This window comes from Shuttleworthella sp. (genome assembly GCF_057251025.1).
The window spans coordinates 47,359-71,806 of the sequence record NZ_DBHIDN010000003.1 but is presented as its reverse complement, the minus strand read 5'-3'; the positions used below and the strand labels follow the sequence as shown (position 1 = coordinate 71,806).

At 55.8% G+C, this 24,448-nt stretch carries 21 protein-coding genes; 19 read left to right on the top strand and 2 right to left on the bottom strand.

Translation table 11 applies throughout. The annotated features are described in order from the left end of the window. The first annotated feature begins 4 nt into the window (after positions 1–4). Both ACO5R6_RS01485 and thiI read left to right on the top strand, forming a co-directional pair. A complete protein-coding gene (locus ACO5R6_RS01485) occupies positions 5–1,159 on the top strand; it encodes a cysteine desulfurase family protein (protein ID WP_485625406.1) in 1,155 nt (384 codons plus the stop codon). A gap of 33 nt (positions 1,160–1,192) precedes the next feature. Further along, entirely contained in the window at positions 1,193–2,377 is a 1,185-nt protein-coding gene (gene thiI / locus ACO5R6_RS01480; protein ID WP_485625405.1) for a tRNA uracil 4-sulfurtransferase ThiI, read from the top strand. A 113-nt stretch (positions 2,378–2,490) separates the two neighbouring features. On the opposite strand, the gene ACO5R6_RS01475 is transcribed toward thiI, so the two are convergent. Continuing rightward, on the bottom strand, positions 2,491–2,727 hold the full coding sequence (locus tag ACO5R6_RS01475; protein ID WP_485625404.1) for an HPr family phosphocarrier protein: 237 nt from the start codon (positions 2,725–2,727) through the stop codon (positions 2,491–2,493). 179 nt (positions 2,728–2,906) lie between these two features. On the opposite strand from ACO5R6_RS01475, the gene mtaB reads away from it, so the two are divergent. From mtaB to ACO5R6_RS01410, 13 genes are all read left to right on the top strand, one after another. Continuing rightward, positions 2,907–4,253, top strand: coding sequence for a tRNA (N(6)-L-threonylcarbamoyladenosine(37)-C(2))-methylthiotransferase MtaB (mtaB, locus tag ACO5R6_RS01470; protein ID WP_485625403.1), 1,347 nt, complete (start codon positions 2,907–2,909; stop codon positions 4,251–4,253). Between the two features lie 175 nt (positions 4,254–4,428). After that, positions 4,429–5,943, top strand: a complete 1,515-nt coding sequence (gene malQ, locus ACO5R6_RS01465; protein WP_485625402.1) for a 4-alpha-glucanotransferase — start codon at positions 4,429–4,431, stop codon at positions 5,941–5,943. 15 nt (positions 5,944–5,958) lie between these two features. Further along, entirely contained in the window at positions 5,959–7,029 is a 1,071-nt protein-coding gene (locus ACO5R6_RS01460; RefSeq protein ID WP_485625401.1) for a LacI family DNA-binding transcriptional regulator, read from the top strand. A gap of 13 nt (positions 7,030–7,042) precedes the next feature. Continuing rightward, positions 7,043–9,322 (top strand): glycogen/starch/alpha-glucan phosphorylase, encoded by a 2,280-nt coding sequence (locus ACO5R6_RS01455; protein WP_485625400.1) that lies wholly within the window; start codon positions 7,043–7,045, stop codon positions 9,320–9,322. A gap of 114 nt (positions 9,323–9,436) precedes the next feature. Then, positions 9,437–9,964 carry an adenine phosphoribosyltransferase gene (locus ACO5R6_RS01450; RefSeq protein ID WP_485625399.1) on the top strand — a complete coding sequence of 176 codons (528 nt, stop codon included), beginning with the start codon at positions 9,437–9,439 and terminating at the stop codon, positions 9,962–9,964. Between the two features lie 165 nt (positions 9,965–10,129). Next, on the top strand, positions 10,130–10,855 hold the full coding sequence (tsaA, locus tag ACO5R6_RS01445; protein WP_485625398.1) for a tRNA (N6-threonylcarbamoyladenosine(37)-N6)-methyltransferase TrmO: 726 nt from the start codon (positions 10,130–10,132) through the stop codon (positions 10,853–10,855). 261 nt (positions 10,856–11,116) lie between these two features. Then, positions 11,117–13,009, top strand: coding sequence for an OPT family oligopeptide transporter (locus ACO5R6_RS01440; RefSeq protein ID WP_485625397.1), 1,893 nt, complete (start codon positions 11,117–11,119; stop codon positions 13,007–13,009). Positions 13,010–13,093: 84 nt separating this feature from the next. Further along, positions 13,094–13,450: a PqqD family protein gene (locus ACO5R6_RS01435; RefSeq protein ID WP_485625396.1), complete on the top strand. Its 357-nt coding sequence runs from the start codon at positions 13,094–13,096 to the stop codon at positions 13,448–13,450. A 4-nt stretch (positions 13,451–13,454) separates the two neighbouring features. Then, entirely contained in the window at positions 13,455–14,903 is a 1,449-nt protein-coding gene (locus ACO5R6_RS01430; protein WP_485625395.1) for an aminoacyl-histidine dipeptidase, read from the top strand. A 198-nt stretch (positions 14,904–15,101) separates the two neighbouring features. Continuing rightward, the gene (locus tag ACO5R6_RS01425) at positions 15,102–15,659 is read left to right on the top strand and encodes a CarD family transcriptional regulator (RefSeq protein WP_485625394.1); all 558 of its coding nucleotides are present in this window, start codon (positions 15,102–15,104) and stop codon (positions 15,657–15,659) included. A gap of 151 nt (positions 15,660–15,810) precedes the next feature. Beyond that, positions 15,811–16,149, top strand: a complete 339-nt coding sequence (locus ACO5R6_RS01420; protein WP_485625393.1) for a DUF3837 family protein — start codon at positions 15,811–15,813, stop codon at positions 16,147–16,149. Positions 16,150–16,173: 24 nt separating this feature from the next. Beyond that, entirely contained in the window at positions 16,174–16,872 is a 699-nt protein-coding gene (locus ACO5R6_RS01415; protein WP_485625392.1) for a peptidoglycan recognition protein family protein, read from the top strand. Further along, entirely contained in the window at positions 16,869–17,375 is a 507-nt protein-coding gene (locus ACO5R6_RS01410) for a phosphatase PAP2 family protein (RefSeq protein ID WP_485625391.1), read from the top strand. The genes ACO5R6_RS01415 and ACO5R6_RS01410 overlap by 4 nt, the downstream gene beginning before the upstream one ends. A gap of 102 nt (positions 17,376–17,477) precedes the next feature. On the opposite strand, the gene guaB is transcribed toward ACO5R6_RS01410, so the two are convergent. After that, a complete protein-coding gene (gene guaB / locus ACO5R6_RS01405; protein WP_485625390.1) occupies positions 17,478–18,950 on the bottom strand; it encodes an IMP dehydrogenase in 1,473 nt (490 codons plus the stop codon). Between the two features lie 180 nt (positions 18,951–19,130). Between guaB and hisA the strand changes: the two genes are divergently transcribed. The 4 genes from hisA (at position 19,131) to ACO5R6_RS01385 (ending at position 24,424) form a co-directional block, all read left to right on the top strand. Continuing rightward, a complete protein-coding gene (gene hisA / locus ACO5R6_RS01400) occupies positions 19,131–19,916 on the top strand; it encodes a phosphoribosylformimino-5-aminoimidazole carboxamide ribotide isomerase (RefSeq protein ID WP_485625389.1) in 786 nt (261 codons plus the stop codon). Between the two features lie 18 nt (positions 19,917–19,934). After that, positions 19,935–21,152 carry an LL-diaminopimelate aminotransferase gene (locus ACO5R6_RS01395; RefSeq protein WP_485625388.1) on the top strand — a complete coding sequence of 406 codons (1,218 nt, stop codon included), beginning with the start codon at positions 19,935–19,937 and terminating at the stop codon, positions 21,150–21,152. Then, positions 21,149–21,970: a GNAT family N-acetyltransferase gene (locus tag ACO5R6_RS01390; protein ID WP_485625387.1), complete on the top strand. Its 822-nt coding sequence runs from the start codon at positions 21,149–21,151 to the stop codon at positions 21,968–21,970. The genes ACO5R6_RS01395 and ACO5R6_RS01390 overlap by 4 nt, the downstream gene beginning before the upstream one ends. 78 nt (positions 21,971–22,048) lie before the next feature. Beyond that, a complete protein-coding gene (locus ACO5R6_RS01385) occupies positions 22,049–24,424 on the top strand; it encodes a RelA/SpoT family protein (RefSeq protein ID WP_485625386.1) in 2,376 nt (791 codons plus the stop codon). Positions 24,425–24,448 lie beyond the last annotated feature (24 nt).

Genomic DNA, 24,448 nt, shown 5'->3' with positions numbered 1-24,448 from the left:
TCAGATGGAAGTATATTTGGATAATTCAGCCAGCACGAGGACTGATCAGGACGTAGTGGATCTGATGGTTCGGGTCCTGCGGGAGGATTATGGCAATCCCTCTGCCCTGCACACTAAGGGAATGAAGGCGGAGGCCTATCTCAGAGAGGCCAGGGAGCAAATTGCAGGGACGCTCAAGGTGAAGAGCAAGGAGATCGTATTTACTTCCGGCGGCACCGAGGGGAATAACCTGCTTGTACTGGGCGCGGCCCATGCCAACGCCAGAGCGGGCAAGCATATCCTGACCTCCCCTTTTGAACACGCCTGTGTCTATGAGAGCATGCGCTTTCTGGAAGAAGAGGGCTATGAGATCGAAGAGCTGCATGTAGACCGGGACGGCAGAATCGATCCGGAGGAACTTCGTGACCGGATCCGGCCCGATACGATCCTGGTCAGCATCATGCAGGTCAACAATGAGATGGGCGCCCTGCAGCCTCTCGCGGAGATCGGACGCATTGTAAAAGAGGTCAACCCCGCCTGTCTCCTGCACACAGATGCCGTTCAGTCCTACGGCAAGATCCGAATCGTTCCCAGGGACCTGGGGGTGGATCTTCTGGCCGCTTCCGGCCACAAGATCCACGGGCCCAAGGGAAGCGGCTTTGTCTATATCAAGGATAAGAGCAAGCTGAGCCCTCTGCTCCTGGGCGGCGGCCAGGAGCGGGGCTATCGGTCCGGAACAGAGAACACCGCGGCCATTGCCGGATTGGGCCTGGCCGCGGAGAAGATCTGCGCCGGACTGGAAGAGAATCAGGACAGACTCTACAAGTTAAAGGAACATCTGATCGAACGACTGACCAGGATCCCGGGCCTTACGGTCAACGGCCGGACCGGTCGTGACTCCGCTCCCCAGATCATCTCTGTCTCTCTGGAGGGGATCCGGGCGGAGGTAATGCTGCACGCCTTGGAGGACAAGGGGATCTTCGTCTCCGCGGGAAGCGCCTGCTCCTCCAACCATCCAAGGATCAGCCGAACCCTTCAGGCCATCGGCCTGAAAAGAGAGCTCCTGGATTCCACCATCCGGATCTCCCTCTCCGTCTACACGACAATGGAGGAGATTGATTATACCTGCGACTGTATGGGGCAGCTGGTTCCCATCCTGGCAAGATTTCGCAGGCACTAGTCCGGCAAACAATAGAAGAATAGGATAGAGCAAATGGTTCAATATAAAGCGTTCTTAATCAAATACGGAGAGATCGCCATCAAGGGCAAGAACAGACATGTCTTTGAGGAGGCTCTGGAGAAACATATCAAGCGCAATTTGCGTGACTGCGAGGGGGAATTCGCCGTGGAGAGACAGACGGGCCGCATTTTTGTCCGCTGCCTGTCCGATTACGATTATGAGGAATTGATGGGAGCACTATCCCGGGTCTTCGGAATCGTATGGATCTGCCCCTGTGTCCTGACAGAGATCAAGGACTTTGAGGAGACGGCCGGGGAGATCGTCGACTACATAGGAGAGGCCTTCAGCGACCGGCATGTGACATTCAAGGTGAAAGCCCGCCGCCCCAACAAGAAGTATCCGATCCACACGATGGACTTAAATGCCATGATCGGCGAGAAGATCCTGGAAGCCTATCCGGAAATGAGAGTGGATGTGCACCATCCGGACTTTGAACTGAATGTAGAGATCCGAGAGCAGATTAACTTCTATGCCAGGATGATCCCCGGTCCCGGCGGCATGCCGGTCGGGACCAACGGCAAGGCCATGCTCCTCTTGTCCGGAGGAATCGACTCCCCTGTGGCCGGCTGGATGATCGCAAAGCGGGGTGTCAGCTTGGAGGCGACCTATTTTCACGCTCCGCCCTACACTTCCGAGCGGGCCAAGCAGAAGGTGATCGACCTGGCCGGTCAGGTGGCCAAGTACGCGGGACCCATCCGCCTCCATATTGTCAACTTCACGGACATCCAGCTCCATATCTACGAGCAATGCCCTCATGACGAGCTGACCATTATTATGCGCCGCTATATGATGAAGATCGCGGAGCATTTCGCCGTAGAAAGCGGATGCATGGGACTGGTGACCGGAGAGTCGATCGGTCAGGTGGCCTCACAGACCATGCAGTCCCTGCTCTGCACGGATGCGGTCTGTCAGCTGCCCGTCTACCGTCCCCTGATCGGCTTCGATAAGCAGGACATCGTCTCTGTCTCCGAGAAGATTGACACCTATGAGACCTCCATCCTGCCCTATGAGGACTGCTGCACCATTTTCGTGGCCAAGCATCCTGTCACCAAGCCAAGGCTTGATATCATCGAGCGCAGCGAGGCCAAGCTCGGTGAGAAGATGGAGGAACTCTGCCGGCAGGCGATCGAGACAAGAGAGAGCATCCTCTGTAAGTGACCCGGTCCGGGAGACGAAGGGAAGCGAGAAAAATGTGAGAGAAAAGAAAAACAGCCCCGAGTCTGTCTCGGGACTGTTCTTTCAAGATGGAATTTCTTCTTGCTGAGATGGGATTATTCGACCACGTAGGGCTTTAAGGCTTCAAGGATCTCATCGACATTGTCCTGCGCATGGATGGACAGCTCAATGGGCTTAGAGAGGTCCAGGGAGAAAATTCCCATGATAGACTTGGCGTCGATGACATAGCGGCCGCTGATCAGGTCAAAATCGGAATCGAATTTGCCGATGGTATTGACAAAAGACTTGACCTTGTCAATGGAGTTGAGAGAAATCATCAATGTATTGCTCATATTAGCAACCTCCTCAATTGCTTGCGTATCCAGTGAATATTTGCTCTCATCTTACGACCCGGCAGGACAGATGTCAATGAAGAAGGATAAATGACAGAATAAGAAGCGGTCCCGAACGTGGGCTGAAAATGGATCCAGGCTATGAAGAAGGGGATCCGATTAACATAGAAAGAAGCGATATGAGAAGAGCGGCGCTACACAATCTGGGATGCAAGGTGAATTCCTATGAGACGGAGGCCATGCAGGAGATGCTTATGGAGGCGGGCTATACCATCGTCCCCTTTCAGGAGGAGGCAGATGTCTATGTCATTAATACCTGCTCCGTGACCAATATGGCTGACGCCAAGTCCAGACAGATGATTCACAGGGCCAGAAAGAAGAACCCGGAGGCCATCGTAGTCGCCACCGGTTGCTACGTCCAGGCCTCAGCGAAAGAGGCGGCCTCGGACCCGGCGATCGATATTGTCATCGGAAACAACAAGAAGACCCGTCTGGTCCAGGCCATTGATGATTTCTGCCGCAGTCGGGAGAGGATCCGGGAGGTCGATCCGGAAGATCCGCAGCTGGACTATGAGCAGCTCCGGGTCAGCCGCGCGGCTGAGCACACCCGGGCCTTCATCAAGGTTCAGGATGGCTGCAACCAGTTCTGCTCTTACTGCATCATCCCCCTGACCCGGGGCAGGATTCGGAGCCGCAGTCCGGAGGATATCCTCGCCGAAGCTCGTGATTTGGCGGCCCTTGGCTATCAGGAACTGGTCTTAAACGGAATCCACCTCTCTTCCTATGGGATGACCTCCTACAACCGACAGGTGGCGTCCCAGGAAATGGCCGGCGGAGGCCATCTGATCGAGCTCATTGAGGCAGTGGCGGAGCTGGATGGAATCAAGCGGATTCGGATTGGCTCGATGGAGCCCCGCCTGGTGGATTCGGCATTTGCAAGGCGGCTGGCCCGGGTGGACAAGGTCTGCCCCCACTTCCACCTCTCTCTCCAGTCCGGCTGTGACGACACCCTGCGGCGGATGAACCGGAAGTACACGACGGAAGAATTCCGCCAGGCGGTCCGGGTCCTGCGCGAGAACTTCGATCACCCGGCCATTACGACGGATGTCATCGTGGGCTTTCCCCAGGAGACAGAGGAGGAGTTCGAGACCTCAAGACGCTTTCTGGAGGAGATAGGCTTCTATGAGATGCACATCTTCAAGTATTCACGCCGGAGGGGAACCGTGGCCGATCAGATGCCGGGACAGGTCGACGAGATGACCAAGACCGGGAGGAGTCACATACTGCTCAGCCTGGCAGACCGGATGTCTGAAGATTTTCGGATCCGGGAAATCGGGAGGCAGACCGAGGCCCTCATGGAGACAAGAGAGAGGATATGCGGTGAGGACTATTGGACGGGTTTCACCGGCGAATATGTGCGCGTGGCGGTCCGGGCGGATGAAAGGGACCTGGGCAACCGTCTTGTTCCCGGCAGGCTTGGAAATTTCATCGGAGAGACACAGATTCTCTGTCTGGAGGAGGCATGAGAGAAGGGGGACACGCATGGACAGACCGCTGTTCCATGTGCATCCTGGTCAAAAAAAGCAAGCCCCGATTGGCTAGTTTATACGAATGTTTGAGACCGGTATTGAAAACGATTTCAGTACATGCTATATTTTGATGGCAATGATTGAAATTTTAGAATGAGGCAGGAGTTTGCTTATGAGACGAAGTGGTGTATTAATGCCTGTATTCAGTCTTCCGGGTGAGTATGGAATCGGTTGCTTTTCCCGGCAGGCATATCGCTTTGTGGACTTTCTGGCCGGGGCGGGACAGACCTATTGGCAGTTGCTTCCTCTGGGGCCGACCAGCTACGGAGATTCTCCCTACCAGTCCTTCTCTACTTTTGCGGGAAATCCCTATTTCATCAGCCTGGAAGAGCTGATTGACGGGGGGCTTCTCAGCGAGGAGGAGTGCAGGGCGGCCGATCTGGAGTCGGATCCGGAGAGGATCGATTACGCAATTCTCTATGAGAGACGCTATGACCTCCTGCGCATGGCTTTTGAGCGCAGCGGCATTGAGGGAAACCAGGATTTCCAGGCTTTTGTCAGGGACAATGCCTTCTGGCTGGAGGACTATGCCCTCTTCATGGCCCTGAAGAAGGCCAACGGAGGAAAGAGCTTCACGGAATGGGATCCCTCTCTGCGCGACCGGGAGCCGGAGGCCATGGACCGGGCCAGACAGGATTTTCGGCAGGAAATCCTCTTCCATGAATATCTGCAGTTTGTCTTCCAGGATCAGTACTTCCGCCTCAAGGCCTATGCCAACGGGAAGGGGATCGAGATCATCGGAGATATCCCCATCTATGTAGCTCATGACAGCTCTGATTTCTGGTGCAATCCCAGACTCTTCCAGGTAGATGAGCACAACCGGCTCACCGGTGTTGCCGGCTGCCCGCCGGACGGCTTCTCGGCAGAGGGCCAGCTCTGGGGCAACCCGCTCTATGACTGGGAGGGACAGAAGAGGGATGGCTTCTCCTGGTGGATCCGGAGAATCGAGCGCTGCATCAAGCTCTATGACGTGATCCGGATTGACCATTTCCGGGGCCTGGATGAGTACTATTGCATCCCGGCCGGCGCTCCCAATGCCATCCAGGGTTCCTGGCGGCCGGGGCCGGGCATCGAGCTCTTCGAGAGAATCTGGGAGGCCTCAGGCCGCGTATCTGTCCTGGTCGAGGACCTGGGCTTCATCACGGAATCGGTTCGCCGACTGGTTGAGAAGACCGCTTATCCCAATATGAAGGTATTGGAATTCGCCTTTGACTCAAGGGATACCGGCGGTGCCAACCTCTATCTTCCCCATAACTATGATAAGAATTGCGTGGTCTATACGGGAACGCATGACAACGAGACTCTGGTCGGCTGGATCCGAGGCCTGAACCCGGAGGACAAGCAGAAACTCCTGGCCTATCTGGGAACTGATGAGACCGATGAGCAGATCCTTGCCGAGCGGACCCTGCGTCTGGCGCAGGGATCGGTGGCGGACAGCTGCATCATCCCCATCCAGGACTATCTGGGCCTCGACAACAGGGCCAGAATCAACCGGCCTTCCACCCTGGGAGGAAACTGGTCCTGGAGGGTGAGAGAGGAGGCCCTGAGCTCTGACCTGGCCAAGTATATTTGGGAGATGACCGAGACCTATGGACGTCTGGACTCACAGAAGGAGAGGACAGAGTAGACAAGGAAGGACGATGTGAAGAATCTGACCATCAAGGATATTGCGAAATTATGCAATGTCAGTATCAGCACCGTCTCCCGGGCAATCAACAATGATCCGACGATCAATAGCAGGACACGGGCCAAGATTCTTCAGGTGGTTCAGCAGTATCAATACGTACCGAACAACAGCGCCAGAAATCTTCGCATGGTGGACAGCAATACGGTTGCTCTCTTAGTCAAGGGTATCGGCAACCCCTTCTTTCAGGAAATGATGACCTGCATTGAGAAGTGTCTGCGCAGGGGGAGCTGTAGCTTCCTCGTCCATAGCCTGCAGGAAGAGGAAGACCTGGTGCCGGCTGCAGTGCGGCTGGCCAAGGAGCGCCGGCTGAAGGGAATTATCTTTCTGGGCGGCTGCATGACCTATCCGGAGGCGGAGCTCAAGCAGATCCCTGTGCCGACCGTCCTGTGTTCCGTTGCGGTGGAAGAGGAAGATGGCCTGAATAAGGCGGCTTTCGTCACCATTGACGACGAGAAGGAAGCGCACAGGGCGATCGCCTATCTGATCGGACGCGGGCACAGAAGGATTGCATTGATCGCCGGTCATGAGGCGGACACGACCGTTGCCCGCTTAAGACGGATGGGATATTGCCGGGCTCTGGAGGAGGCGGGAATCGCCTATGATCCGGACCTGATTGGCTATGCCGATCCCGAGGAGGAGGGCTACACGGAGGCCTGCGGATATGAGACGGCCAAGCGGCTGATCGAGTCGGAGGCGGATTTTACCGCGATCTTTGCGATTTCAGACCGCCTGGCCCTGGGGGTCTATAAGGCCATCTATGACGCCGGGAAGAGGATTCCCGAGGATTATTCGGTCATGGGCTTTGACGGGATCGAGTCGGTTCGCTATTTGATCCCGCCTCTTACCAGTATCAAGCAGCCGACAGAGCAGATGGCGGAGACAGCAGTGGATCTCCTCTTTCGACAGATCCGAGGAGAACCGGTGCATGAAAAGCGACTCTTGGAGGCAAGTCTGATGGAGGCAGACTCTGTGATTGACAGAGCGATAGAAACAGAAGATCATTATAGAAACAGAAGATCATTTTAGTTAGGAGAAAAAGATGGATAAACAGATCATGAGAACGAATCTGGAGGCAAGTCTCAGAAAGCTGCACGGAGTTGGATATGATGAGGCAAACCCCAGCCAGCTGGCGGAAGCCGCAATGACCCTGGTCCAGGAAGAGCTCAAGAGACGGCCCCTGATTCAGGGGAAGAGGAAGCTCTACTATATCTCTGCGGAGTTTTTGATGGGCAAGCTCTTGTCCAATAACCTGATTAACCTGGGCTGGTATCAGGCACTGGAGGACCTTCTTGCGGAGAGGGAACTTCATGTGGCCGACCTGGAGGACCAGGAAGAAGAGCCCTCTCTGGGGAATGGCGGCCTGGGCCGTCTGGCTGCCTGCTTCCTGGATTCCATCGCGAGCCTTGGCCTGCGGGGAGACGGGGTCGGCCTGAACTATCATCTGGGTCTCTTCCGTCAGGAGTTCCGCAACAACAAGCAGTGCGAGATGCCCAATCCCTGGTTGTCCAAAGACCACTGGGAGGAGCGGAGCCCGATTAGCTTTACCGTTCCGTTCGCTAATTTCAGCCTCAAATCCACGCTCTATGATATCTATGTTCCCGGCTATGAACAGGAGGCAGTAAACCGCCTGCGTCTCTTCGATGTGGACAGTGTGGATGAGAACCTTCCCGGCGATGACGGGATCCGCTTTAACACCGGGGATATCTCCAAGAACCTGACCCTTTTCCTCTATCCCGATGACAGCGATCGGAACGGCCAGCTTCTTCGTATTTATCAGCAGTACTTCATGAACAGCAATGCCGCTCAACTAATCCTCATGGAGGCGAAGGAGAGAGGGGTAGACCTCCATCATCTGGATGAGTACGTTGTTATTCAGATCAACGACACCCACCCCTCTATGGTCATCCCCGAGCTGATCCGACTCCTGATGGAGAGGGGGATCGAATTCGATGAGGCTGCGGAGATTGTCTCCAGAACCTGCGCCTATACCAACCACACCATCCTGGCAGAGGCCCTGGAGAAGTGGCCGATTGACTATCTGGAGGAGGTCGTTCCCCATCTGATGCCCATCATCCGCCGCCTGGATGAGAAGGTGAGACAGAAGGTGTCCGATGCCAGCACCTATCTGATCGACGATCAGAACCGGGTCCATATGGCTCATATGGATATTCACTACGGATTCTCGGTCAACGGCGTTGCGGCCCTGCACACCGATATCTTAAAGGAGGCGGAGCTCAAGAATTTCTACAAGCTCTATCCTGAGAAGTTCAATAACAAGACAAACGGAATCACCTTCCGCCGCTGGCTTCTGGCCGCCAATCCGGCTCTGAGCGACTACATTGAGACTCTGATCGGGGACGGCTTCAAGAAGGATGCGACAGAACTGGAGAAACTCTTAGCTTATGCGGATGACACCGATGTATACAAGCATCTGGAGGAGATTCGGTCCGAGTGCAAGAAGAAGTTGAGCCTCTTCCTGGAGAAGACCCAGGGCGTGACCATCGATCCCGCTTCCGTATATGATGTGCAGGTAAAGCGTCTGCATGAGTACAAGCGTCAGCAGATGAATGCCCTCTTTGCCATCTATCAGTATCTTGAGATCAAGAAGGGGAACCTGCCCCGCCGCCCCATCACCATGATCTTCGGGGCCAAGGCCGCTCCGGCCTATGTCATTGCAAAGGACATCATCCACCTTCTGCTCTGCCTGCAGGAGCTGACCTGCAATGATCCGGAGGTCGCCCCCTATCTCAAGCTGATTATGATTGAGAACTACAATGTGACCAAGGCGGAGAAGATCATTCCCGCAGCAGATGTCTCCGAGCAGATCTCTCTTGCCTCCAAGGAGGCTTCCGGCACCAGCAATATGAAGTTCATGTTGAACGGGGCCCTGACCCTGGGCACGGAAGACGGGGCCAATGTGGAGATCAAGGATCTGGTCGGCGAGGACAACATCTATATCTTCGGCAAGAAGAAGGACTATGTCATAGATGCCTATGCCAAGGAAAGCTACCATGTGGCGGATTACTACGCAGATCCCCAGATCCATGAGCTGGTCGACTTCATTGTCAGCGACCGGATGCGGGCGATCGGCGACAGCGAGAGCCTGGAGCGCCTGCATCGTGAGATCGCGGGGAAAGATTACTTCATGTCTCTTCTGGATCTCAAGGACTATATCAACACCAAGAACCGCCTCCTGGCCGACTATGAGGATCGGGACAGCTGGCTCAAGAAGGAGATCATCAACATCGCCAAGGCCGGCTTCTTCTCATCCGACCGGACCATCCGTCAGTACAATGACGACATCTGGCATCTGAACTGATCCTCAAAAGAGGCTTTTGGGAAGAGGATGGGCTTACGGACAAGTGCGCTCTTCGGGAGGAAATGCCCGCGGAATCGCTGATTGCAGGAAGAAAATGCAGCAAGGTTAAGAGCAATGGGTAAGAGAGTAGAAGATTATATTACAAGTATTCCGGATTATCCGAAGCCTGGGATCATATTTCGGGACATCACAAGCGTTCTGCAGGATGCAGAGGGCTTCCACCTGGCGATTGATCAGATGATCCGGCTTCTGGATGGCGTGGAGTTCGATGTCATCTGCGGGGCGGAGTCCCGGGGATTCGTCTTCGGAGCTCCGATCGCCTATGCTCTTAAAAAGCCCTTTGTCCTGGTTCGTAAAGAGGGCAAGCTGCCTCGGCAGACCATCCGCCAGTCCTATGAGCTCGAGTACGGCCAGGCGACGGTTGAGATGCACACAGACTCAATCAAGCCCGGCCAGAGCGTTGTCCTTGTGGACGATCTGATTGCCACCGGCGGAACCATTGAGGCTTCCGCCAAGCTGGTGGAGCGTCTGGGAGGCCGGGTGAGCAAGATTATTTTCCTCATGGAGCTGGCCGGTCTCAAGGGCCGCGAGCGCCTGTCCAAGTATGACCTGGATTCTGTCGTCGTCTATCCAGGCAATTAGGTCCGGAAGATATAGGCGAAAGACCATCAGAGATCCATCGGATCAAGATAAGAGCCGACCTTTCCGCTCTGCCCCGGCACACTGTGTCGCGGGGCAAGCGGTGGTCGGCTTTTTATGGGTCTGTCCGACAGAGAAAAGCCTCAGAAAACACCCGGCGAGGACCATATGGATATGAAATTAAGACAAATCGCCCATATCGAGAATGACTTCACGGATAAATTCGGGATTCCCCGCCAGGCGGGGCTCCTGAAGCACGCGACAAGCCGCCTGGTCTTTGAGCCTGAATTCCGCAATCCGGCCGCCCTGCGGGGAATCGAGGGCTTTGAATATCTCTGGCTGCTCTGGGGCTTCTCCGCGAACCGTAGACGACCTTGGGCCGCCACGGTTAAGCCTCCTCTTCTGGGAGGACACAGGCGGATGGGGGTCTTTGCCACACGGTCTCCCTACCGGCCGAACCCCATCGGCCTCTCCTCGGTCCGCCTGCTTGGACTGGAGAAGAGCCGGCGAGGGACTTGTCTGCTCCTGGGGGGAGTGGATCTCTTAAACGGAAGTCCCATCTACGACATCAAGCCCTATCTGGCCTACGCAGACGCGCACCCGGGCGCTGCAGGCGGCTTTACAGACCGGCTGCAGTGGCAGGAGCTTATGGTGGATTTCCCCGAGGACCTGGCCAAGGAGGCTGGGATTGGCAGAGAGACCTACCTGGCTATGTTAGAGATCCTTGGGCAGGATCCGAGACCTGCCTATGACCGGGATAAGGAGAGAGAATTTCACCTGCTTTACGGGGGCTATGATCTGACCTTTTGCGTCTGCCGGGAGCGTCTTCGCGTACTTCTGGTCCGGTCGGCACCGGACCGGAAGAATGGGCTCGGAGAAGCTGATGGGAGCTAAGGGGGAAATCCCCGCGGGACATAAAAATAGTTAAATGGATTGCAAAAAACAGCCAAAAAACTTACAATAATGAACTATGAATGACGCAAGAATCGAAGAGGCACTTTGAATCACAAGGTGCCGCTTTTTGTTCATCCCATAGACTTTGCCCATGCGAAGTATAAAAGACTACTGATTTAGTGCGGCAGATTGGTAGAAGTATCATGGAATGAACAGCACTCTCGCTTCGTTCGAGGACACAATAGAAAAAGGAGTTAAAACATGAGTGAATCAAAACCGGCTTTCAAGCCCTTCATCTCGGCAGATGAGAATCCGCCTGAGCTGACAGTTACCTCTATCGTCATCGGTATTCTGATGGCGATTCTCTTCGGCGCAGCCAATGCTTACCTGGGCTTACGCGTTGGAATGACGGTATCCGCGTCCATTCCGGCGGCTGTAATCTCTATGGGCGTGATCCGCTTTATTCTCCGCAAGGATTCGATCCTGGAGAACAATATGGTTCAGACCATCGGATCCGCAGGTGAGTCTGTCGCAGCAGGCGCAATCTTCACCCTGCCCGCCATCTTCCTCTGGGCCAAGGAGGGGATTACCAATCCTCCCTCTCTTGTGACCATTGCGATTATTGCCGCCATCGGCGGAGCGCTTGGCGTATTCTTCATGATTCCCCTTCGCGCGGCCCTGATTGTCAAGGAGCACGGTACTCTTCCCTATCCGGAAGGCTCTGCCTGCGCAGAAGTGCTTGAGGCGGGCGAGACCGGAGGCGCCAAGGCGGCGACCGTATTCTCAGGTCTTGGAATCGCAGCCCTCTATAAGTTTATTGCCGACGGACTGATGCTCTTCCCCAGTGAAGTGGCATGGGAGATCAAGGGCTACAAGGGAGCAGGGGTCGGAGGAGACGTCCTGCCTGCCCTCCTGGGTGTCGGATATATTTGCGGACCCAAGGTATCCTCTTACATTACGGCCGGCGGCGTCACAGCCTGGCTCGTGATCATGCCTCTGATCGCCCTCTTCGGCGCAAGTGTCGCAGAGCCCATCTTCCCTGCAACCAAGCTTGTCTCTGAGATGAGTCCGGATGCCATCTGGGCTAACTACGTCAAGTACATCGGTGCAGGCGCAGTCGCAGCCGGCGGTATCATGAGCCTGATCAAGTCTCTGCCGATGATCATCACTACCTTCCGCGATGCGATCAAGGGCATCGGGGTCAAGGATGATGGGATCTCCCGTCAGAACAAGGACATCGACATGCGAGTTGTCATCGGGTCGATTGTTGTTCTGGCTATCCTCATGGTTGTGATTCCCGCCATTCCCCTGAACCCGATCGGTGCTCTTATTGTCATCGTCTTCGGTTTCTTCTTTGCGACGGTATCCTCTCGTATGGTTGGTCTGATCGGATCCTCCAACAACCCGGTATCGGGAATGACGATTGCGACCCTGCTTCTGGCTACATCCGTACTGAAGGCGACCGGCAACATCGGAAGCCAGGGCATGATCGCTGCGATCACGATCGGTTCGATCATCTGCATCTCAACAGCAATCGCGGGCGATACCTCACAGGATCTGAAGACAGGTTATATCGTAGGCGCAACCCCCTACCGCCAGCAGGTGGGTGAGCTGATCGGAGTATTTGCCTCTGCTCTTGCGGTAGGCGGCGTCCTCTATCTGCTCAACAGCGCGTGGGGCTATGGCGGAAAGCAGCTTCCCGCTCCGCAGGCGACTCTGATGAAGCTGGTTGTCGAGGGCGTTATGAACGGGAACCTGCCCTGGGCTCTGGTATTCACAGGTGTCTTCATCGCCATTGTTGTGGAGATGATCGGCATCCCCGTCCTGGCTTTCTCGGTAGGTCTGTATCTGCCGATCTACCTGTCCCTGCCCATGATGGTCGGCGGTCTGGTTCGCCTCTACTTCGATAAGAAGAAGATGGACGAGACGGAGCGCAAGGATAAGATTGAGAACGGTCTGCTCTACTCCTCAGGCTTGATTGCCGGTGAGGGCGTACTCGGAATTCTCCTGGCATTCTTTGCTGTATTTAACATCAGCTTTGACGTCTCTAAGACAGTTTCTCTCGGAAGAATCGGAGGAGTGGTCTTCTATGCGCTCCTCACGTTGACCCTGATTCTCTTCAGCAACAGGAAGTCCAAGAGCGCGATCAAGTAAGAGCGTGCGACAGTAAATTGAGTCTTTTGTTTCTGGCATCCGGTTCCGCACATGACCGGATGCCATATTCATGGAGGAGGACAAATGGCGAAGAAAAAGGAGAACTTCCTGGACTATTATCCCCGGCGCAATGCCAATATGGACTGGCGGCAGCTTGGTGATATTGTCGAGATCGACATGGAACACAGGGGGATCAGCCACTGGATTGCCCAGAAGTTCTTTCACAGGCCCCGTGTCAGCCACATTAAGCTGGATGATTTAGGCTCTTTCATCTGGCTGCAGATGGACGGATCCAAAAGCGTGCAGGAGATCGGGCAGGCGGTGAAGGCTGGGTTCGGCCAGAAGGCAGAACCCCTCTACAGTCGGCTGAGTCAGTATATCAAGACCCTGCACAGAGAGGGCTTTATCGTCTACGAGAACAAGATCAAGAAGAGAGGATAGGATCATGACAAGAGTATTGGATGGTTTGGCTGAGAACAAGGTGTTCTACTATTTTGAAGAGTTGGCGCAGATCCCCAGGCCCTCTTACAAGGAGAAGGCGGTCAGTGATTATCTGGTCTCCTTCGCCAGAGAACATGGGCTCGAGTACTACCAGGACAGCTACTACAATGTCATTATGATTAAGGAGGCCTCCGAGGGCTACGAGGATGTCGCTCCGATCATCCTGCAGGGCCATATGGATATGGTCTGCGAGAAGACGCATGACTGCACGAAGGACATGGATAAGGAAGGCCTGGACCTCTATGTCGACGGCGACTTTATCCGGGCCAGGGGGACGACCCTCGGCGGCGACGACGGGATCGCGGTGGCATATGCCCTGGCGATTTTGGATGATGACAGCTTAAAACATCCCCGCCTGGAGTTCATCTGCACGACTGCAGAGGAGGTCGGTATGGACGGGGCCTTTGGGATTGACGTCTCTATGTTGAAGGGACACAAGCTCTTAAATATCGACTCTGAGCAGGAGGGTGTCATCTTAGCTTCCTGTGCCGGCGGCTGCAAGGCGGAGATTCACATGGATGTCGACCGCGTGCAGGAAGAGGGAGAGTGCCTTGCCTTGAAGCTGACCGGGCTGACCGGAGGCCATTCCGGCGTGGAGATTCACAGGGGAAGGGCGAACGGGAGTCAGCTGCTGGCACAGCTTCTTCTGGCCGCCTCAAAGGAGATGGACCTTCGCCTTGTGACGATGACCGGGGGATCCAAGAACAATGCGATTCCCGACCGTGCCTCAGCCCAGGTCCTTCTGCCTGAGGGAAAGAGGGCGGATTTCGAGGCGCTTGTGCGAGACAAGTTCGCCGGGGCAAGAGGAGAGTATGCCGTGACAGATCCCAAGCTTGCCATGGACATCTCCGACAGCAGGGCCTCTCTTGCACCCCTGACGCGAGAGGATAGCCGGCGGGTCCTGGCCCTGATCCTGGCGGAGCCCAATGGGGTCCAGAGGATGTCTTCGGATATCGAGGGTCTGACCGAGACCTCTCTGAATCTGGGTATCTGCGACCTGAATGAGGAGGGACTCTTCATGAGCTATGCAGTCCGCAGTAGCGTCGCTTCCGCCTTAGAGCCCCTGACAGACAAGATGGTTCTGATTGCAGACATGCTGGGAGCCAGAGCGGATATCGGCGGGAGCTACCCTGCCTGGGAGTATGTCAGGGAGTCTGCCCTGCGCGAGGATATGGCTGCCGTCTACCGGGAGATGTTCGGCCGCGAGCTCAAGACCGAGGCCATTCATGCCGGTGTTGAGTGTGGTATCTTGGCCGGCAAGATCCAAGGCCTGGACGCAGTCTCCATGGGACCGGATATCTATGACATCCATACGCCAAAGGAGCACCTGTCCATCGCCTCCTCCAAGCGGGTCTATGATTATATTGTCCGCCTGATCGCCTGCAGGAATTGACGGGACAGGGGCCCTTTGTAAGGAAGGGAAAGAGAAGAAAGAGATCAGAATCGGCCGGAGATGAGACAAAGCGGAAAACAGATGCTATAATAAATTTAAGTTTATTTGCTTCACGTAGGTGATTGAGCTCCTAATCACCTATTTCCTATAGGGGTTTTTTCTTAGCGCGGTGACCGCGCCCGCGAGAAAGCCGGCAAAATGAAGAGATATTGCGTCGATGATTTTCTGGTTCACGAGGCGAGCGGAGTATGCCAGGTCAAGGCCATTATCCGACAGGATCTGATGCACACGGGGGCAGAGCGGGAGTACTATGACCTGGATCCTGTCTTTGAAAATCGGAGTCATGTGATCACCCCGGTCGAAAACAGCAAGAAGAGACTTCGGTCGGTTTCCAGCCGGAAGACCTTAAAGGATATCTTCTCGAACCTGTCAAGTCTTGAGACGATCGAGATCAAGGGGGACCGGCAGAGGGCAGAGCACTACAGGCAGATCCTGCTGAATCAGGATCCCGGGGAGATGGCGCAGCTGATCAAGACGATTTATTATCGCAATCATATGCGGCTTGCCCAGGGGAAGAAGATCATGTCTCAGGATGAGAGGGTTATGTCCGCAGCCAAGAAGAAGCTCTTTGATGAGATGGCCTTCGTTCTGGAAGAGACTCAGGAGGCTCTGGAGACCAGGTTCTGTGAGATCCTGGACCGGGATGATCCTTCCAGAGAGCTCATGGCCAGGCGCAAGCCGAGAAAGAGAATCTAGGCAGCAGAGGTTGATGCGGCGCAGTTCTTGCCCCCGAGCGGCGGAAGCCGCCTCGGGGGTTTTCCTTTGCTCCCCGGGGACTTCGAGAGATAAAATGATAAGACAATCGGTCAAGAAGATCGGTCAAAAAAGTGGTGAGGGGAGACGGAAGATGGTGCCTCTTTTGGTGAAACAGGCGGTTCAGATGAAGATCAAGAGGCAGCGCTCGGTTCTTGTCGGAAACTATGAATTCTACTATGCCGCAGGTCTCTATGCAGCGGAACACCCCGGGTGCTCCGCTGACGGGAAGATGATGCCCCAAGACCTAAAGGCGGCCCTGATGGAGGATCTGGATCAGGAGACCTATCTTCCGGCAGAGGATCCGGACCGGAATCTCTGCTTTCTTCTTCACCGCTATCGGGTGGAAGAGGATGCTCATGATCAGGTCATGGAGGGGCTCTTCGCCTGGGCGAAGACGGGAGATAATCCCTTCCCCCCGGATGCCGAATGAGTCGAAAACAGATATAATGTGGACATGAATCAGAAGACACCAAGAAATAACAAGTACAGGGCTTACCGGGGAAAAAGAAGGCGGGGGAAGAGAAAGTGGCTTTTCTTATTGGGAATTTCTTCTCTGGTCCTCTTGATCCTCTGGTTCGACCCCTTGGGACTGCGTCCTCACAAGGTCCGGCCCCGGCTGTCGGATTCAGCCCTTCCTGACCTGCAGGTGGAATTGCTGACACCAAATCCCAACAGCAGGCCGGGAACAAGACTGCGCAAGGTCCGAGGAATTGTCGTCCACTACACGGCGAATCCGGGGTCAACAGCCATGGCGAATCGGAATTACTTCGAGAGCCTGAAGGACTCGCATGTCACCCGGGCCAGTGCCCACTTCATTGTCGGCTTGGACGGGGAGATCATCCAGTGCGTTCCGACTTCCGAGATCGCCTACGCCTCCAATCAGAGAAATGCGGATACGATTTCGATTGAGGTCTGTCATCCGGATGCAAGCGGCAAATTCAAGCGCGAGACCTATGACTCCCTCGTGCGGCTTGTGGCCTACCTGATGGCGCGCTTTCAGCTGAGTGAGGACCAGCTGATCCGCCACTATGATGTGACGGGCAAGATCTGCCCCAAGTACTTTGTTGACCATCCGAATGCCTGGAAGCAGTTCAAGGCGGACGTGAACACCTATATGGAAGAGAATTCCATCAGGGAGAAGACCAGCTCATGAGCGAAGAAGCCTATCAGAATATTCTAAAGAAGATCCGTTCTCATCAGGTCGGGCCGGGGCTTATCGATTATGCCATGCGGATCATTACGCATGCGGCCTTTGTGGGCTATGCGGTCATGCTCGGCCTTTTCCTACTGGAGGGCCGCTACCGGGCGCTCTATGAAAATATTCTTGTGACAGGGGTCTCTTTTGTGGCCGTCAGCCTGATGCGGAGGAAGATAGGAGCAAAGAGGCCCTATGAGACCATGCCGATTCGCCCCATTGTGGAGAAGGGGACGAGGGGAGATTCTTTCCCCAGCAGACATGTCTTCTCTATTTTCATCATAGCCATGGCTATGCTCGAGCAGAATCTCTTTCTGGGTCTCCTCTTCCTGGCCCTGGGTCTGCTTCTGGCCATCTTAAGAGTGATCTCCGGGCTCCACTACCCGAGAGATGTGGTTGCCGGAGCCCTGATGGGCCTGGCCCTGGGCGGGATAGGATTCTTTCTGGTCTTTCCGAATTAGGCCGTCTTTGCCCGGGAGGCGCGAAGAGAGCAGAGCAAGTAAAAAGGCACCCGGGCTGAGCCCGGGTGCCTTTTGGATGGACACATGACAGAGAGAGGCCAATCAGAGATTGTCGTCTAAGCTGTAATTGGGAGCTTCCTTGGTGATGTGGATATCGTGGGGGTGGGACTCCTTGAGGGAGGCAGAGGAGATCTTGACGAACCTGCCGCGCTCCTGGAGCTCCGGGATGGTGGGCGTGCCGCAGTAACCCATGCCGGACCTGATCCCGCCGATCATCTGGAAGATGGTGTCTTCGACAGAGCCCTTGTAGGCGACACGACCCTCAACGCCCTCAGGGACCAGTTTCTTGGCGCCCTCCTGGAAGTAGCGGTCCTTAGACCCGTTCTCCATGGCGGCAATTGAACCCATGCCGCGGTACACTTTGAACTTGCGCCCCTGGTAGAGCTCGTATTCCCCGGGAGCCTCATCACAGCCGGCGAAGAGAGACCCCATCATGCAGACATTGCCGCCGGCGGCAAGGGCTTTGACCATGTCGCCGGAGAACTTGATGCCTCCGTCGGCAATGACGGGAACCCCATAGTCCTTGGCCACGGCGTAGCAGTCCATGATGGCAGATACCTGGGGGACGCCGATGCCGGCAACCACCCGGGTGGTGCAGATAGAGCCGGGCCCGATACCGCACTTCACGGCGTCAGCGCCGGCCTCAATCAGAGCCCTGGCGGCGTCGCCGGTCGCGATGTTGCCGGCGATGATCTGGAGATCGGGATGGGCCGCTTTGATCTTCTTGACCGCATCCATGATGTTCTTGGAGTGCCCGTGGGCGGAATCCACGACAATGCAGTCCACATGCGCGGCGATCAGAGCCTCGACCCGCTCCATCATATTGCCGGTGATGCCGACTCCTGCGCCGCAGAGGAGGCGACCCTGCTCGTCCTTGGCGGCGTTCGGGTACTTGATCTGTTTTTCAATATCCTTGATGGTGATCAGGCCGCGGAGGTTGAAATGATCATCGACAATGGGAAGCTTTTCCTTGCGGGCCTTGCCAAGGATTTCCTTGGCCTCTGCCAGAGTGACGCCAACCTTGGCAGTGATCAGCTTGTCCCCGGCCGTCATGACCTCGGAGATCTTCCGACTGTAGTCCTCCTCGAACTTGAGATCCCGGTTGGTGATGATTCCGACCAGCCGGCCCATCTTTCCGTCCTCTGTGATGGGCACGCCGGAAATACGGAACTTGCCCATCAGGGCATTCGCATCGGCCAGGGTGTGGTCCGGAGTCAGGGCGAAGGGCTCGGTGATCACACCGTTCTCAGACCGCTTTACCTTGTCGACTTCCTCGGCCTGCTGGGCGATGGACATGTTCTTGTGAATAATGCCGATCCCGCCCTGGCGGGCCATGGCGATTGCCATCCGGTGCTCGGTTACCGTATCCATGGCTGCGCTCATCATGGGGATGTTGAGGCTGATCGTTCTGGTGAGCTGCGTCTTCAGATCAATTAAGTTAGGCGTTACTTCTGAGTACTGGGGCACCAGTAAGACGTCATCGAATGTAATGCTTTCACCGATTATTGTAGCCATTCCGGATCCTCTCTTTCTGCTGGTCCATTCCTGTATTTTTAGTCAATTATACTATCAAAAGCGGAGGATGGGGTCAATGAATCCGGGTGGAATCAATTTACTTGTTTCTGTAAATTTGCTAATCTTAAGGCCAACCGCATGTAGGACAGCTGCAACTGACAGCCCTTAAGAGGAGAAGAGATGCGATTTCGTCCCTGTATCGATATTCATAACGGCAAGGTCAAGCAGATCATAGGTTCCAGTCTGAGGGATCAGGGGAGCCGGGCATCAGAGAACTTCGTCTCGGCACGCTCGGCGGCAGACTACGCAAGACGCTACCGGGAGGATCGGCTGACGGGAGGACATGTCATCCTCCTGAATGCCCGGGGATCCGCCCATTATGAGGAGACGAGGGAGGCTGCTCTTGCTGCCCTGGCGGCTTATCCGGGAGGCCTGCAGGTCGGGGGCGGGATTAGCCCGGAGAATGCCGAGACCTATCTGAGGGCCGGGGCCTCCCACCTGATCGTGACCTCCTATGTCTTCTCAGGAGGCAGAATCAGCCATGACAGGCTTCAGGCCATGCTTGAAGCGGTCGGAAGAGAGCGGCTGGTCTTAGACCTGTCCTGCCGCAAGAGGCAGGGCCGCTATTATGTAGCCGCGAACCGATGGCAGACCATCACGGATGAGCCGGTGGATGCAGGCCTTCTGGACGATCTGTCAGCATACTGCGATGAGTTTCTGGTTCACGCCGCAGATGTCGAGGGGATGCAGGCCGGCATCGCAGAGGATCTGCTGGAACTTCTGGCGGGCTGGGGGAAGATCCCCATTACCTATGCCGGCGGGATCCATTCTTATCAGGATGTGGACCTGATCCGTCAGAAGGGGCGGGGGAGAGTGGATTTTACAGTGGGATCGGCTCTGGACCTCTTCGGAGGCAACCTATCCTATGAGAAGATCAGAGAATATGGGGCCGGAGGCTCCCTATAGGAAAGTGAGGCAATCAGAATGTATCAGATCAATCAGAATTTTCAGAAGCTGCCCGGAAGCTATCTCTTTTCCGACATCGCCAAAAGGATCCAGGCCTTCTCTCAGGCAAATCCCGAAGCGGATATCATTCGCCTGGGCATCGGTGACGTAACGAGACCCCTGACCCCCACCATCATCAAGGCCATGCATGATGCAGTTGATGAGATGGGAACAGAGGAGGGCTTCCACGGCTATGCGCCGGACCTGGGTTATGATTTTCTGAGAGAGGCCATTGCCGGAGAGTACAGGGACCGGGGAGTGGATATCTCCGAAGACGAGGTCTTCGTGTCTGACGGAGCCAAGTCCGATTCCGCTGCAATCCAGGAGCTCTTTGCCGCGGACACGCGAATCGCTGTCACGGATCCTGTCTATCCGGTCTATGTCGACTCCAATGTGATGGCCGGCCGCTGCGGAACATGGGACGCAAAGACAGGACGGTGGACCGACATCATCTATCTTCCGGTGACGGCGGCCAACCATTTCGTCCCGGAATTCCCAAGCCGGATACCCGATGTGGTCTATCTCTGCCTGCCTAATAATCCGACCGGAACGACCCTGACCAGGAGCCAGCTGCAGGACTGGGTGGACTGGGCCAATCAGAAGGGGGTTCTTATCATTTTTGATGCGGCCTATGAGGCCTATATCAAAGAGCCGGACGTTCCTCACTCCATCTATGAGTGCGAGGGGGCCAGGTCTTGTGCCATAGAACTGCGATCCTTCTCCAAGAATGCCGGGTTCACCGGGGTGCGCCTGGGCTTTACCCTGGTTCCCAAGGATTTACAGAGAGACGGGGTCAGCCTCCACAGTATGTGGGCCCGCAGACATGGGACCAAGTTCAACGGCGCTCCCTATATCACGCAGCGGGCCGGCCAGGCAGTCTATTCTCCCGATGGACAGGAGGAGATCAGAGGCCTAGTCGCCTACTACATGAATAATGCCGCAATCATCCGGGAGGGCCTTGCCGGGGCCGGATTTGAGGTCTATGGGGGAGTCAACGCCCCCTACATCTGGCTCAAGACACCGGGGGAGATGACTTCCTGGGACTTCTTTGACTATCTCTTGCGTGAGGTCCACATCGTGGGGACACCCGGGTCCGGTTTCGGCCCCTCCGGGGAGCACTACTTCCGTCTGACCGCCTTCGGAACCTATGAGAATACCCTTCGCGCGGTAGACCGCATCAAGAAGATGAGGGTATGACAAAGGAGCATCTGACCATCGCGTTGGACTTCGACCGCGAAGAGGATCCCGCGATGGAAGCCTTCCTGATCGGCTGTGGGCACCGCCCCCTGTTCCCCGGAGAGAGGGGCGGGGAAATCGACCTGGCCATCTGCAGACACAAGGCAAGGGCCCTGGCAATGAAGGAGGCAGGTATCCCCGTCATCGGCATCGAGACGGGGAGGGACCAGCTTGCGGCAGACCTGGTCCTTACGGATTTCGACGCCCTGGAAGAGGAAGACCTCCTTCGAACGTATCGCAGGGGAAGAGGAATCCCGGAGCAAGTCATAAGGACCGAGCGGCTTATCATCCGGGAAATGCTTCCCTCTGACAGCCGGATCCTGGCCCGCCTGCATGAGAGCCCAGGGGCGACGGAATACATGGAGCCCCTGGGCGGTATCGAGGGGACAGAGGCCCTGATCAGGACATACAGGGACTGTCTCTATCCCCTCTTTGGAATGGGAGCTTTCATGATCGTAAGGAGGGAGAAGGAGAGCGGGGCGGCAGGTCCGGTCATCGGGAGAATAGACCTCATTCCCTCTTCCATCTGTCAAGGGGGGCAGGCAGAGGTCGGCTACCTGATCGACGCCGGCTGCCGACGCAGGGGCTATGCCGGAGAGGCCCTTAGGGCCATCTGCTCCTATGCCAGGGATGAGCTTGCGCTGGAAGAACTTCTGGCCCGCGTGCATCCGGATAATATCCCCTCTCGAAAACTGCTGGAAGAGGCCGGATTTATCCCAGAAGACAGGGGATCTTCAGGGCGTGAGAATCCGGCGGACTATTGGCATTTATCCCTCTGATCTTCTATAATATGTGCATCTATCGGATCTGTGGGGGAGGCGCCCGGCGCAGGTTACTCTTGTGAGAGGAGGCGGTCTATGGCGGATATGACGCATTCGGAATCCAGAGAAGAACTGGAACAAATCGAGAAGAAGATCCTGCACACACAGGCGGCTCGCGTCATTGCCACGGATGATTTCATGGATCCGGATGAGATCTATCGGGAACTGGTGAACCGAATCAACCGATACCACCCCAATACCGATATTTCTATGATTGAGAAGGCCTATGCCATCGCCCGTCGGGCCCACAGAGACCAGCGGCGGAAGTCGGGAGAGCCCTACATTATCCACCCCCTGTCCGTAGCTTTAATCCTGGCTGATCTGGAGCTTGACAAGGAGACCATCGCAGGCGGCCTCCTCCACGATGTTGTGGAAGACACCGTCATGAGTCTTGCGGATATTCGACGGGAGTTCAGCGATGAGATCGCCCTCCTGGTCGACGGCGTCACCAAGCTGGGTCAGCTGTCCTATGATGCCGACAAGGTGGAGGTCCAGGCGGAGAATCTGCGGAAGATGTTCCTGGCGATGTCCAAGGATATCCGGGTGCTCCTGATCAAACTGGCAGACCGCCTGCACAATATGCGCACCTTAAAGTACATGTCGCCAGCCAAGCAGAAAGAGAAGGCGCGCGAGACCATGGAGATCTACGCGCCCCTGGCTCAGAGACTGGGTATCAGCAAGGTCAAGGTCGAACTGGATGACCTGTCTCTTAAGTACCTGGAACCGGATGCCTACTATGACCTCCTGGAGCAGCTCAACCAGCGGGAGAGCGAGAGAAGCAAGTACATCCAGTCTCTGGTGGATCTTGTGACCGGGCAGATCGACGCGGCCGGCATTAAGGCCAAGATCTACGGCCGGGCCAAGCACCTCTTCTCCATCTATAAGAAGATGGTCAATCAGCACAAGACCCTGGACCAGATCTATGACCTCTTTGCGGTCCGCATAATCGTCGACGATCTCAAGGACTGCTATGCCTCCCTTGGGATCATCCATGAGCACTATACCCCCATCCCGGGCCGCTTTAAGGACTACATCGCCATGCCGAAGCCCAATATGTACCAGTCGCTTCACACGACGGTCATCGGGCCCAAGGGTCAGCCCTTTGAGATCCAGATCCGGACCTGGGAGATGCACCGGATCTCCGAATATGGTATCGCTGCCCACTGGAAGTACAAGGAGTCCGGGGAGGGAGCCACGACCAACCAGGAGGAGCAGAAGCTGTCCTGGCTCAGGCAGATTCTGGAGTGGCAGCAGGATATGACGGACAATAAGGAGTTCGTCTCTCTGATTAAGAGTGACTTGAATCTCTTTTCCGACACGGTCTATTGCTTTACGCCGACCGGGGATGTCAAGAACCTCCCGGCCGGATCCACTCCGGTGGATTTTGCCTATTCCATCCACTCCGCGGTCGGGAACCGGATGGTGGGGGCCAAGGTCAACGGCAAGCTTGTCCCGATCGACTATAGCATTCAGAACGGCGACCGGATCGAGATCATCACCTCGCAGAACTCCAGGGGACCCAGTCGGGACTGGGTCAAGCTGGTCAAGTCCTCCCAGGCCAGAAATAAGATCAACCAGTGGTTTCGCGCCCAGACCAAGGACGAGGATATCCTGCGGGGCAAGGACCTGCTCTTAGCTTACGCCAAGAGCCATGATATCGATTTCAATGCCATCAACCGACCGGAATACCAGAAGAAGGTTCTCCGCCGCTTCGGCTTTCACGATTGGAGCAATGCCCTGGCCACAGTGGGGCACGGCGGCTTAAAGGAGGGGCAGGTCATCAATCGCCTCCTGGAGAACTATCGAAAGGACCACCCCCGGATCCTGACGGACGAGGATATCCTGGCATCGGTCAAGCCCCAGACTCCCGCAGACGGAGATCTGCCGGAGGGGGCTTCCGGCTCGGCCCGCGAGCATGCGGAGAACGACAGACCTCTCTACCGGCACAAGAGCGGCATTGTAGTCAAGGGACTGCATGATATTTCCGTCCGCTTCTCCAAGTGCTGCAGCCCGGTTCCGGGAGATGAGATCGTGGGATTTATCACCCGGGGACGGGGAATTTCCATCCACAGAACCGATTGCATCAATATCATTAATCTGCCGGAAATGGAGAAAAACCGTCTGATCGAGGCGGAGTGGGAGGACGGCTGGCCCAATCCCAGCGGCAAGCTCTACGATACCGTCATCAAGATCTATGCGAATAACCGGGTCGGCATTCTGGTGGACCTGTCCAGGGTCTTCTCCGGAGCGGATATTGACATTGAGCAGATACACTCTAACACCTCCAAGCAGGGGGTCGCGACCATTACAATCCAGTTCAAGGTTCACGGCAAGGAGGAACTCAGAAATCTGACAGAGAAGCTCCGCCAGATTGAATCGATTGTAGACATAGAGCGGACGACAGGAGGTTGATAAGCCTGTCGGACCGGTCAAAGC

What these genes read in the sequence shown, in the direction of transcription:
- ACO5R6_RS01485 (WP_485625406.1), top strand. Translation starts at nt 5, where the DNA reads ATGGAAGTATATTTGGATAATTCAGCCAGCACGAGGACTGATCAGGAC.
- thiI (WP_485625405.1), top strand. Translation starts at nt 1,193, where the DNA reads ATGGTTCAATATAAAGCGTTCTTAATCAAATACGGAGAGATCGCCATC.
- ACO5R6_RS01475 (WP_485625404.1), bottom strand. Translation starts at nt 2,727, where the DNA reads ATGAGCAATACATTGATGATTTCTCTCAACTCCATTGACAAGGTCAAG.
- mtaB (WP_485625403.1), top strand. Translation starts at nt 2,907, where the DNA reads ATGAGAAGAGCGGCGCTACACAATCTGGGATGCAAGGTGAATTCCTAT.
- malQ (WP_485625402.1), top strand. Translation starts at nt 4,429, where the DNA reads ATGAGACGAAGTGGTGTATTAATGCCTGTATTCAGTCTTCCGGGTGAG.
- ACO5R6_RS01455 (WP_485625400.1), top strand. Translation starts at nt 7,043, where the DNA reads ATGGATAAACAGATCATGAGAACGAATCTGGAGGCAAGTCTCAGAAAG.
- ACO5R6_RS01450 (WP_485625399.1), top strand. Translation starts at nt 9,437, where the DNA reads ATGGGTAAGAGAGTAGAAGATTATATTACAAGTATTCCGGATTATCCG.
- tsaA (WP_485625398.1), top strand. Translation starts at nt 10,130, where the DNA reads ATGGATATGAAATTAAGACAAATCGCCCATATCGAGAATGACTTCACG.
- ACO5R6_RS01440 (WP_485625397.1), top strand. Translation starts at nt 11,117, where the DNA reads ATGAGTGAATCAAAACCGGCTTTCAAGCCCTTCATCTCGGCAGATGAG.
- ACO5R6_RS01435 (WP_485625396.1), top strand. Translation starts at nt 13,094, where the DNA reads ATGGCGAAGAAAAAGGAGAACTTCCTGGACTATTATCCCCGGCGCAAT.
- ACO5R6_RS01430 (WP_485625395.1), top strand. Translation starts at nt 13,455, where the DNA reads ATGACAAGAGTATTGGATGGTTTGGCTGAGAACAAGGTGTTCTACTAT.
- ACO5R6_RS01425 (WP_485625394.1), top strand. Translation starts at nt 15,102, where the DNA reads ATGAAGAGATATTGCGTCGATGATTTTCTGGTTCACGAGGCGAGCGGA.
- ACO5R6_RS01420 (WP_485625393.1), top strand. Translation starts at nt 15,811, where the DNA reads ATGGTGCCTCTTTTGGTGAAACAGGCGGTTCAGATGAAGATCAAGAGG.
- ACO5R6_RS01415 (WP_485625392.1), top strand. Translation starts at nt 16,174, where the DNA reads ATGAATCAGAAGACACCAAGAAATAACAAGTACAGGGCTTACCGGGGA.
- ACO5R6_RS01410 (WP_485625391.1), top strand. Translation starts at nt 16,869, where the DNA reads ATGAGCGAAGAAGCCTATCAGAATATTCTAAAGAAGATCCGTTCTCAT.
- guaB (WP_485625390.1), bottom strand. Translation starts at nt 18,950, where the DNA reads ATGGCTACAATAATCGGTGAAAGCATTACATTCGATGACGTCTTACTG.
- hisA (WP_485625389.1), top strand. Translation starts at nt 19,131, where the DNA reads ATGCGATTTCGTCCCTGTATCGATATTCATAACGGCAAGGTCAAGCAG.
- ACO5R6_RS01395 (WP_485625388.1), top strand. Translation starts at nt 19,935, where the DNA reads ATGTATCAGATCAATCAGAATTTTCAGAAGCTGCCCGGAAGCTATCTC.
- ACO5R6_RS01390 (WP_485625387.1), top strand. Translation starts at nt 21,149, where the DNA reads ATGACAAAGGAGCATCTGACCATCGCGTTGGACTTCGACCGCGAAGAG.
- ACO5R6_RS01385 (WP_485625386.1), top strand. Translation starts at nt 22,049, where the DNA reads ATGGCGGATATGACGCATTCGGAATCCAGAGAAGAACTGGAACAAATC.